The organism is Alkalidesulfovibrio alkalitolerans DSM 16529, from assembly GCF_000422245.1.
GTDB classification, from domain to species: Bacteria; Desulfobacterota; Desulfovibrionia; order Desulfovibrionales; family Desulfovibrionaceae; genus Alkalidesulfovibrio; species Alkalidesulfovibrio alkalitolerans.
The window spans coordinates 19,526-27,477 of record NZ_ATHI01000015.1 but is presented as its reverse complement, the minus strand read 5'-3'; the positions used below and the strand labels follow the sequence as shown (position 1 = coordinate 27,477).

Below are 7,952 nucleotides of genomic sequence, written 5' to 3'. Positions count from 1 at the left end.
GTCACAACACTTCTGCGATGACAAGCCTGTTGGCCGGAAGTACGCCTACGATGTGAAAATCATTCGCCAGCGCGCGCTTCCTCGCCGTCCATGGCGTGGGCAGTGACGAGCTGGCCGCAGGCGGCGTTGATGTCCTGGCCCTTGGACCTGCGCAGGATCGTGGTCAGGCGCTTCTTGCGCAAAAGGGCTTCGAAGGCCAGCACCGCGTCCATGGACGGGGCCACGAACGGGCTGCCCTTGCTCGGGTTGTAGGCGATGAGGTTGACTTTGCACTTGAGCGTGGAGAGCAGCCGCACCAGCTCGCGGGCGTGCTGCTCGGAGTCGTTGACCCCGCCGATGAGGATGTACTCGATGGTCAGGCGGTCGCGCGGCTTGAGCGGGTAGGCCTTGAGCTCGGCGATGAGGCGCGGCAGGGGCATGGCCTGGGCGGCCCTGGGCATGATCTTCTCGCGCAACTCCTGCGTGGGCGCGTGCAGCGACACGGCCAAAAGCCCGGCCTCGGCCTCGCCCAGGCGGGCCAGCGTGCCCGGCACGCCCACCGTGGAGATGGTCACCCGGCGCGGCCCGATGGCCAAGCCCTTTTCCTGGCGCATGGTTTCAAGCGCGGCCAAAAGCGTGTCCAGGTTCAGCATGGGCTCGCCCATGCCCATGAAGACGAGATTTCGAAGCGTCATGGGCAGCGAGCGTTCCTCGATGAGGTCCAGGGCGGCCAGAACCTGGCCCAGGATCTCGGATTGCCGCAGGTTGCGCGCGAAGCCCATGGTGCCCGTGGAGCAGAAGGCGCAGGCCATGGCGCAGCCCACCTGGGTGGAAAGGCACAGGGTGTAATGTTCGCGTTCGGGGATGAGCACGGTCTCGATCTGCTTGCCGTCCTCGAGGTCGAGCAGGAATTTGATGGTGCCGTCGCGGCTTTCCAGGACCACGGAGGGCGAGGGACGCGAGATTCTGAAGCGCTCTTCGAGCAGGCCGCGCAATTCCTTGGAGACGTTGCTCATGGCCGAGAAGTCGCGCACACGTTTTTGCCACAGCCACTGGAATATCTGGTCGGCCCGAAAGGCGGGCTGGCCCAGCGCGACGACGGCGGCGCGCAAGGCGTCCAGGCCCAGGTCGAGCAGGTTCAAGCGGCTGGCATCCATAAGAAATCCTTGTCGTGTGGGCGCGGCGTGCGAAACGGCTGTCGAATGGGCATCTGGTCGAGGTGCGCTCCGGACGACGGCATGAAATACGTCCGTAATGCGGTATGCACTACGACAGCGTCTCTCAGACGATCCTGCGGCCAGCCATGAAGTGCGCCGTGACGCGGCCCATGATGGTCCGGCCGAGCCAGGGCGTGTTCAGGCTCTTGGAGCGCATGGTCTCGCGCGAGGCGACCCAGCGGTGGTGCGGGTCGTAGAGGACCACGTCGGCCGGATCGCCGGGGGCGAAACGGTTCACCGGGATGCCGAAGATGCGGCCGGGCGCGTGGCACATGGCCTCCACGACGCGCGCCTCGGAGAGTATCTGGCCGGGCGTGAGGCTCATGACCAGCGACAGAGCGGTGTCCAGGCCGCTGATGCCGCAGGGCGCGAGGTCGAATTCGACCTCCTTTTCGTGCTCCGCGTGCGGCGCGTGGTCCGTGGCGATGATGTCGATGACGCCGCCCTCCACGGCCAAGCGCATGGCCTCCACGTCCTCCTGCGTGCGCAGGGGAGGGTTGACCTTGGCGCGGGTGGAGTAGCCAAGGCAGGCCTCCTCGGTGAGCAGCAGGTAGTGCGGGCAGGTCTCGGCCGTAACGGGCGCGCCGCGCCCTTTGGCGAAGGCGATGAGCTCGACGCTGGCCTTGCACGAGACGTGGGCGATGTGGATGGGAAGGTTCAGGTATTCGGCCAGGAGCACGTCGCGGGCCACCTGCGCGGCTTCGGCCACCCAGGGTTGGCCCTTGAGCCCTAGCGTGGCGCTGACCACTCCTTCGTTCATGCCGGCGGCAGGGGCCATGGTCGGCTCTTCGCAGTGGTCGATGACGATCCGCTCGAAGGTGGCGGCGTACTCCACGGCGCGGCGGAAGAATTCGGCCGAGGCCACGGGCAGCCCGTCGTTGGAGAAGGCGATGCAGCCCGCCTGAGCCATATCCGCCATGGGAGCGAGCTCCTCGGCGCGAAGCCCCTTGGAGAGTGCGCCGATGGGATGCAGGCGGGGGCCGTGCGGATGGCTGCGGCGCGCGATGTCGAGCATGTCCCGGGTTATGGAGGCATCGTCGTTCACAGGCCGCGTGTTGGCCATGCACATCACGTGGCCGAAGCCTCCGGCCGCGGCCGCGGCCAGGCCCGAGGCGATGTCTTCCTTGTATTCCTGGCCCGGCTCGCGCAGGTGCGCGTGGGCGTCGATCAGGCTGGGCAGCAGCACGAGGCCCGTGGCCTCGACGCTTTCGCACTCGTAGGTCCGATCCGGATCGTGTGGAACCACGTCCAGGATGCGGCCGTCCTTGACCAGGCAATCGGTCAGGCAGTCGGCCTTCACGGCGGCCGTGCCGCAGGCCAGACGACCGCCGCGGATGACGAGATCGGGGCTCATTGCGCGGCCTCCTTGCGGGTCAGGTAGAGGAAGAGCAGGGCCATGCGCACGGCAACGCCCGAGGCCACCTGGTCGAGCACCAGAGAGTTCATGGAGTCGGCCAGGGTCGAGTCGATCTCCACGCCCCTGTTCATGGGGCCGGGGTGCAGCACGCGCACGTTTGGCGCGGCGCGTTCCAGATGGCGCGGCGAAAGGCCGAAGGTGCGGGCGTATTCGCGCAGATCGGGCAGAAGTCCGGCCTGCATACGTTCGAGTTGCAGGCGCAGGCACATGACCGCGTTCGCGTCCCTGACGGCCTCGGTGACGTTGTGGTGGATTTCCACTGGCCAGGTCGAGACGCCCATGGGCAGGAGGGTTTTGGGCGCGCACAGACGCACGGTGGCCCCAAGCCGGGTCAGCAGGTCCACGTTTGAACGGGCCACGCGCGAGTGTGCGATATCGCCCAGGATGCATACGGCCTTGCCCGCCACCGAGCCCCATTCCTGGGTCAGCGTGAAGGCGTCGAGCAGGGCCTGGGTGGGGTGCGCGTGCCAGCCGTCGCCCGCGTTGATGACCGAGCATTCCAGGCGTTCGGCCAGGAACCTGGACGAACCCGAATAGCGGTGGCGCAACACGATGGCATCCGGAGCCATGGCCTGAAGCGTCAAGGCCGTGTCCTTGAGCGACTCGCCCTTGGAGAGCGAACTGCCTGAACTGGCCAGTGAAAAGGTGTCGGCTGAAAGGCGCTTGCCCGCGACGTCGAAGGAGGTCTTGGTGCGGGTGGAAGCCTCGGCGAAGAAGAGGATCACGCTCTTGCCACGCAGTGTGGGCACCTTCTTCACCGGCCGTTCGTTGATCTCCTGGAAGGAGACGGCGGTATCGAAGATGCGCTTCACGTCGGCCAGCGAGAGCTGGTCCGTGTCGAGCAGGTCCTTGTGGGGCCAGGGGGCGGTGTCGTTGCTCATGGGGGCGTTCGTGGGCCCTGGTCGGGCCGCTGGTTGCGGGTTTCCGGCCGCCGAAAACTTTACTCCCTCAACGGACTCGTAACAAGAAGAAACTTTCGTCGTGCACGCGTATGCAAAGCCCGAGCCGCTCGTGGCGCTGCCGGGTTTCACTCTTCCAGCCGTAAATCTCGGAAAGGTGGCGGCGCGGGACAAGGAGTTCGCCGGGCCCGCCGCCGAGCTCCAGATGTCTGGCCGTGACGTGCATGAGCAGGGCGCGGCTCTTGACCCGTTGCCCGAAGGCGGGATGCCAGGGACCGGCCTTTACGGCCGCGAGCAGCGAGGGTTCCGGCGAAAGTCCGAGCCGGATCACGGCCGTGCCCGCCTGCCACAGGCGCTGCACGGCCATGCCGCAGGCCACCAGGGCCTTGTCCAGACTCCAGGGGCGATACGTGCCGGCCGCAAAGCGCTGTGCGAGCGGCGTGTTCGCGAGCACCAGGCAGGGGTGCAGCCGCGCGACCGCCGCCCCCAGTGTGGCCGTGCGATCCACGTCCGCGAGAAACGAGGCCAGGTCGCCGCCAGGGAGCCCCGGCATGAGTTGCACGCCAAGCGCGAGTCCGGCCCCTGTCACGGCCCGGCAGCCCACCTCGGCCGTGGCGCTGTCGTAGCCCCGGCGGCAGGCGTCGAGCGCCTCGTCGGCAAAGCTCTGGATGCCGAGTTCGACCAGGGACAGGCCCATGGCGCGAAGCGAGGCCAGACGCGCGGGGTCGCAGGCGTCGGGCCGCGTTGAGCAGCGCACGTCCGCGATCAGGCCGCGTTCTCGGAAGCGCCCCGCCAATGTCAGGAATCGCTCGGGCCATTCGCCGGGCAAGGCGGTGAACGACCCGCCGTAAAAGCCTATTTCCAAGGGGCCTGCGCCCTGTTCGGCCAGGGAGGCGAGGTCGCGCTCCAGGGCCGTGTACCGTGCATCGAGGCTTTCAAGGCCGTGACGCCCGGTCTGCGCGCGCTGGTCGCAGAACACGCAGACCCCGCCGTCCGGGCAGCCGGCGTGCGGCAGAAAGACCGGCAGCAGGCGCGGTCTGCCCAGAACCGGGGAGGGGTGGGGAAAGCGGGCTTCCTTCATATGCCGGTCCGAAAAATATCAGTTATTGAACCTACATAGAAACCCGTAATTTTCACGTCGCATCTTGCCAATCCGGCAGACCATGGTAAAGATGCCGAATGAATTTGGCCGGTTAATCGAATCGACCGGGTAGGAAAAACACTGGAACGAGCATGAGCCAAGCAGACTGTATTTTTTGTAAGATCGTGAAGGGGGAGATACCCTGCGCCAAGATACTGGAAACAGACACCATTCTTGCGTTTCTGGATATCGCGCCGGTGTCCAAGGGACACGCCCTGGTCATTCCCAAGGCGCACTTTCCCACCATCCTCGACGTCGATCCGGCCCTCGGGCCGGACATCCTTGCGGCCACGGCGCGCGTGGGGCAGGCGTTGATGGACGCGACGGGCGCGACAGGCTTCAACGTGGGGTTGAACTGCAACGCTTCGGCCGGGCAACTCGTTTTTCACGCCCACTGGCACGTCATTCCTCGGATCGAGGGTGACGGCCTGAGCCTTTGGCCTGCGGGGAAATACGACTCCATGGAAGAGATGAACCGGCTTGCGGCGACCATCGGGGCCCGCGTGTAGGGCCGAAGGCATAGCGGAGGAATGAGCATGAGCATCAACAATGGCGACGGCAAGACACTGACCAAGGCGGAGATCGTGGATCAGATCTACGAGCGTATCGACATGAACCGGGCCGAAATCAAGGGCCATGTCGAAACGCTCCTCGATCTCATGAAGCAGTCCATCAAGAAGGATCACAACCTGCTCATTTCCGGTTTCGGCAAGTTCGAGGCCTACGACAAAATGGCCCGCAAGGGGCGCAATCCCCAGACCAGCGAGGCGATCACCCTGCCGCCGCGCAAGGTCGTGGTATTCCGTCTTTCGCGCAAATTCCGTTCCGAACTCAACGACCAGCAATGACGAAGGCCCCGGGGAACTCCCGGGCCAGACGCTCCTTGCCTTCTTCTGCGGCGTTCAGGCTGGGGAACACCCCGGCCTGGACGCGCCAGAACGTCGTTCCGTCCACGTCCGCCTCCTCCACGCGAGTTTTATCGAAGCCCGAGGCCGAAAGCCGGGCCGCGAGGCGTTCCGCGTTGCTCTTCATGGAGAACGCCCCCACCTGCACGTAGAAGTTGCCCGCAATGTCGGTGCCGGTGAAGCCTTCAATGGCACCCACCGAGGTGATGCGCACCCGGGCCAGACCCGGCTTGTCCGTTCCAAGTTCCCGCGCAGCGGCGAAGGACAGGTCGATGATGCGCTTGTCCGGGTCCACAAAGGGTCCCCGGTCGTTGATGCGCACTTCGGCCACGCGGCCATTCTCCAGATTTTCCACGCGCAGTCGGGTGCCCATGGGCAGGATGCGGTGCGCCGCGGTCATGGCGTACATGTCGTAGGTTTCGCCGTTGGCGGTCCTGCGGCCATGAAACTTGAGCCCGTACCAAGAGGCCAGCCCCTCCTCGACGAAGCCGCCTTCGACAGATGTCATTGGATGGTAGGTGCGGCCGAACTGCGAATAAGGCCGGAAGGTGCCCCGTGGCGCGGGCGTGACGAACCCGTCGTCGCCGGGTTTTGGCGCGGGTTCGGCCGTGGCTGGGCGTTTTGGGGTGCGCGGAGCGGGCTCGGGGCTCCGGGATGCGCATCCAGTCAAGGTTGTCGTGAAAAGCGCGAGGATGAGCGTGAACGCCAGAACGCTGCGGGATGTGCGAGAAGGAACGGGCATGCGGCTACTCCGGAATGGGGAGGACGGCCCGGGCCAAGGCGCGGGGCAAGGGGCGCCGGAGGGGGACCGTGTTCGTTCGAAGGGTCAATGTCGCCGGGAACGCGGCCGTGGTCAAGCCCTGGCATGGGGGGCGTTTGCAGGCAAGGCGACAGAGGAAGTTTTAGACGAGGCGTTCGAGGGGTGTGGGCACGGTGGAAATCCAGTCTCCAGCGGGGAAAAGCACGGCGCGGCGCCCGGAATGACTTCTCCGGGCGCCGCGCGCGGTGTCGATGAAATAGTCTCGCCGAGGCTAGAAGCCGTAGCCGAGCTCCTGGCGGATGGCGGCGGGCAGGTTGGCCGTGGCCGCGGGCTCGAGTTTCTTCCAGGGAGCTCCGGCCTGCTTGCGGGCGTCCTTGATGTCCGCAAGGCTCATGCCGGTGCGCGGAATGTCGAAAACCTGGCCGGGGTAAATCAGATCGGGGCTCTTGGTGATCTTGGCGCGGTTGCTCTTGTAGATCAGCGGCCACATGAAGGGATCGTTGTAGATCTGGGCCTGCTCGGCGATGCACCACAGGCAGTCTCCCTTGACCACGGTGTGCGTGGTGGGCAGCTTCTGGTAGTTCATCTCATAGATTTCCATGGCCGTCGGAGCAGGCTTCACTTCCTTCTTCTCGACGACCACGACTTCTTCCTTGGCCGGCTCGGGGGGGGCCTCGGCCGTCTTTTGCTTGCTGGCGCAGCCCACCATACCGGCCAGGGCGAGTGCCAGCATCAGAATCACGAAGCGCTTCATTGTCCCTTCCTCCAGATTGAGTTGATGTACCTGACGCCAGCTCAGACTTTGAGCCGTCTAATCCATGTATCAACAATCTCGCGTTCCTGCAAGACCATATCGTTTTCCCTGCCGGGGGTTCCCGCCCTGGCCAGCGCCTCGGAAGCCTTCTCCATCCAGCCGCCGCGACGAAGGCTCTGCGCGGCCAGAAGGTACATGGCCTCGCGCTCCTCGCCGTAGATGGCGCGTAAGAGATCCTCGGCGCTCTCGCCGAATACCTGGGCCACGAGTCCTTCCTCCTCGAACAGGAAGCGTGCCAGAAGCGCGTTGTCGCGGTGCGGCTCAAGATAGATGGGGAAGAGTCGTCTGCAATGGAACATGATGAACCGGATACGCTTGATTTCTCGCTCCATGCTCTGCCGCGTCTGCTTGATGACCTCGTAGAGCTCCTGGCAGATGACAGATTCTTCGCGCGGCAGGTTCTGCGATTGCATGTCGCGGAACCAGGGACCGTAGGTCTGTTGCTGGTAGGCGTCTTCCTTGAGTTTTACAGTCTCGTGGAAGATGTAGCCCACGCTCCAGTCCAGGAACTGCCCCACCAGGCGCGGCTCCTTGTCCGAGCGGAAGACGTGGTGGGCGGTGTCCTTGAGGCGCCACAGGAGACCCTTGTTGCTTTCGTCGCCGAGCAGGTTCTTGAGCACGGCGAAATCGAGCCTTCCGTGCTGGTCGAAACGGCGGAACTGTTCTTCAAGGGCCTTTGCGGCCTTGCAGAAGTCGCGCAGCACGTCTCGGATGAACTGCTGCTTGCGTTTTCTGATCCACGATCTGGACATGGGCGTACGATTCCCGGGTTGTCTGGACGATGATCGGCTTTTGGTCGCGCGACACGCTGCCGATCGCC

General features: G+C 65.0%; 9 protein-coding genes. 2 read left to right on the top strand and 7 right to left on the bottom strand.

Annotated elements, in window-relative coordinates:
* Positions 1-59 precede the first annotated feature (59 nt).
* From rlmN to DSAT_RS06940, 4 genes are all read right to left on the bottom strand, one after another.
* Positions 60-1,136, bottom strand: a complete 1,077-nt coding sequence (gene rlmN, locus DSAT_RS06955; protein ID WP_020886868.1) for a dual-specificity RNA methyltransferase RlmN — start codon at positions 1,134-1,136, stop codon at positions 60-62.
* A gap of 124 nt (positions 1,137-1,260) precedes the next feature.
* Positions 1,261-2,550 (bottom strand): dihydroorotase, encoded by a 1,290-nt coding sequence (locus tag DSAT_RS06950; RefSeq protein WP_020886867.1) that lies wholly within the window; start codon positions 2,548-2,550, stop codon positions 1,261-1,263.
* Positions 2,547-3,494 (bottom strand): aspartate carbamoyltransferase catalytic subunit, encoded by a 948-nt coding sequence (locus tag DSAT_RS06945; protein ID WP_020886866.1) that lies wholly within the window; start codon positions 3,492-3,494, stop codon positions 2,547-2,549. Before DSAT_RS06945 ends, DSAT_RS06950 begins: the two co-directional genes overlap by 4 nt.
* 67 nt (positions 3,495-3,561) lie before the next feature.
* Positions 3,562-4,593 carry a radical SAM protein gene (locus DSAT_RS06940; RefSeq protein WP_020886865.1) on the bottom strand — a complete coding sequence of 344 codons (1,032 nt, stop codon included), beginning with the start codon at positions 4,591-4,593 and terminating at the stop codon, positions 3,562-3,564.
* A gap of 152 nt (positions 4,594-4,745) precedes the next feature.
* Here DSAT_RS06940 and DSAT_RS06935 point away from each other — a divergent pair, with 152 nt between their 5' ends.
* Together DSAT_RS06935 and DSAT_RS06930 are read left to right on the top strand one after the other, a co-directional pair.
* On the top strand, positions 4,746-5,162 hold the full coding sequence (locus tag DSAT_RS06935; RefSeq protein ID WP_020886864.1) for an HIT family protein: 417 nt from the start codon (positions 4,746-4,748) through the stop codon (positions 5,160-5,162).
* A gap of 27 nt (positions 5,163-5,189) precedes the next feature.
* The gene (locus tag DSAT_RS06930; protein WP_020886863.1) at positions 5,190-5,501 is read left to right on the top strand and encodes an integration host factor subunit alpha; all 312 of its coding nucleotides are present in this window, start codon (positions 5,190-5,192) and stop codon (positions 5,499-5,501) included.
* Here the strand turns inward: DSAT_RS06930 and DSAT_RS06925 are convergent.
* The 3 genes from DSAT_RS06925 to DSAT_RS06915 all read right to left on the bottom strand — a co-directional run bounded on the left by DSAT_RS06925 (position 5,485) and on the right by DSAT_RS06915 (position 7,884).
* Positions 5,485-6,066: an SPOR domain-containing protein gene (locus DSAT_RS06925; protein WP_235695932.1), complete on the bottom strand. Its 582-nt coding sequence runs from the start codon at positions 6,064-6,066 to the stop codon at positions 5,485-5,487. The genes DSAT_RS06930 and DSAT_RS06925 overlap by 17 nt on opposite strands.
* 523 nt (positions 6,067-6,589) lie before the next feature.
* On the bottom strand, positions 6,590-7,072 hold the full coding sequence (locus tag DSAT_RS06920; RefSeq protein WP_020886861.1) for a LysM peptidoglycan-binding domain-containing protein: 483 nt from the start codon (positions 7,070-7,072) through the stop codon (positions 6,590-6,592).
* Between the two features lie 41 nt (positions 7,073-7,113).
* On the bottom strand, positions 7,114-7,884 hold the full coding sequence (locus DSAT_RS06915) for a hypothetical protein (RefSeq protein ID WP_020886860.1): 771 nt from the start codon (positions 7,882-7,884) through the stop codon (positions 7,114-7,116).
* Positions 7,885-7,952: the final 68 nt, after the last annotated feature.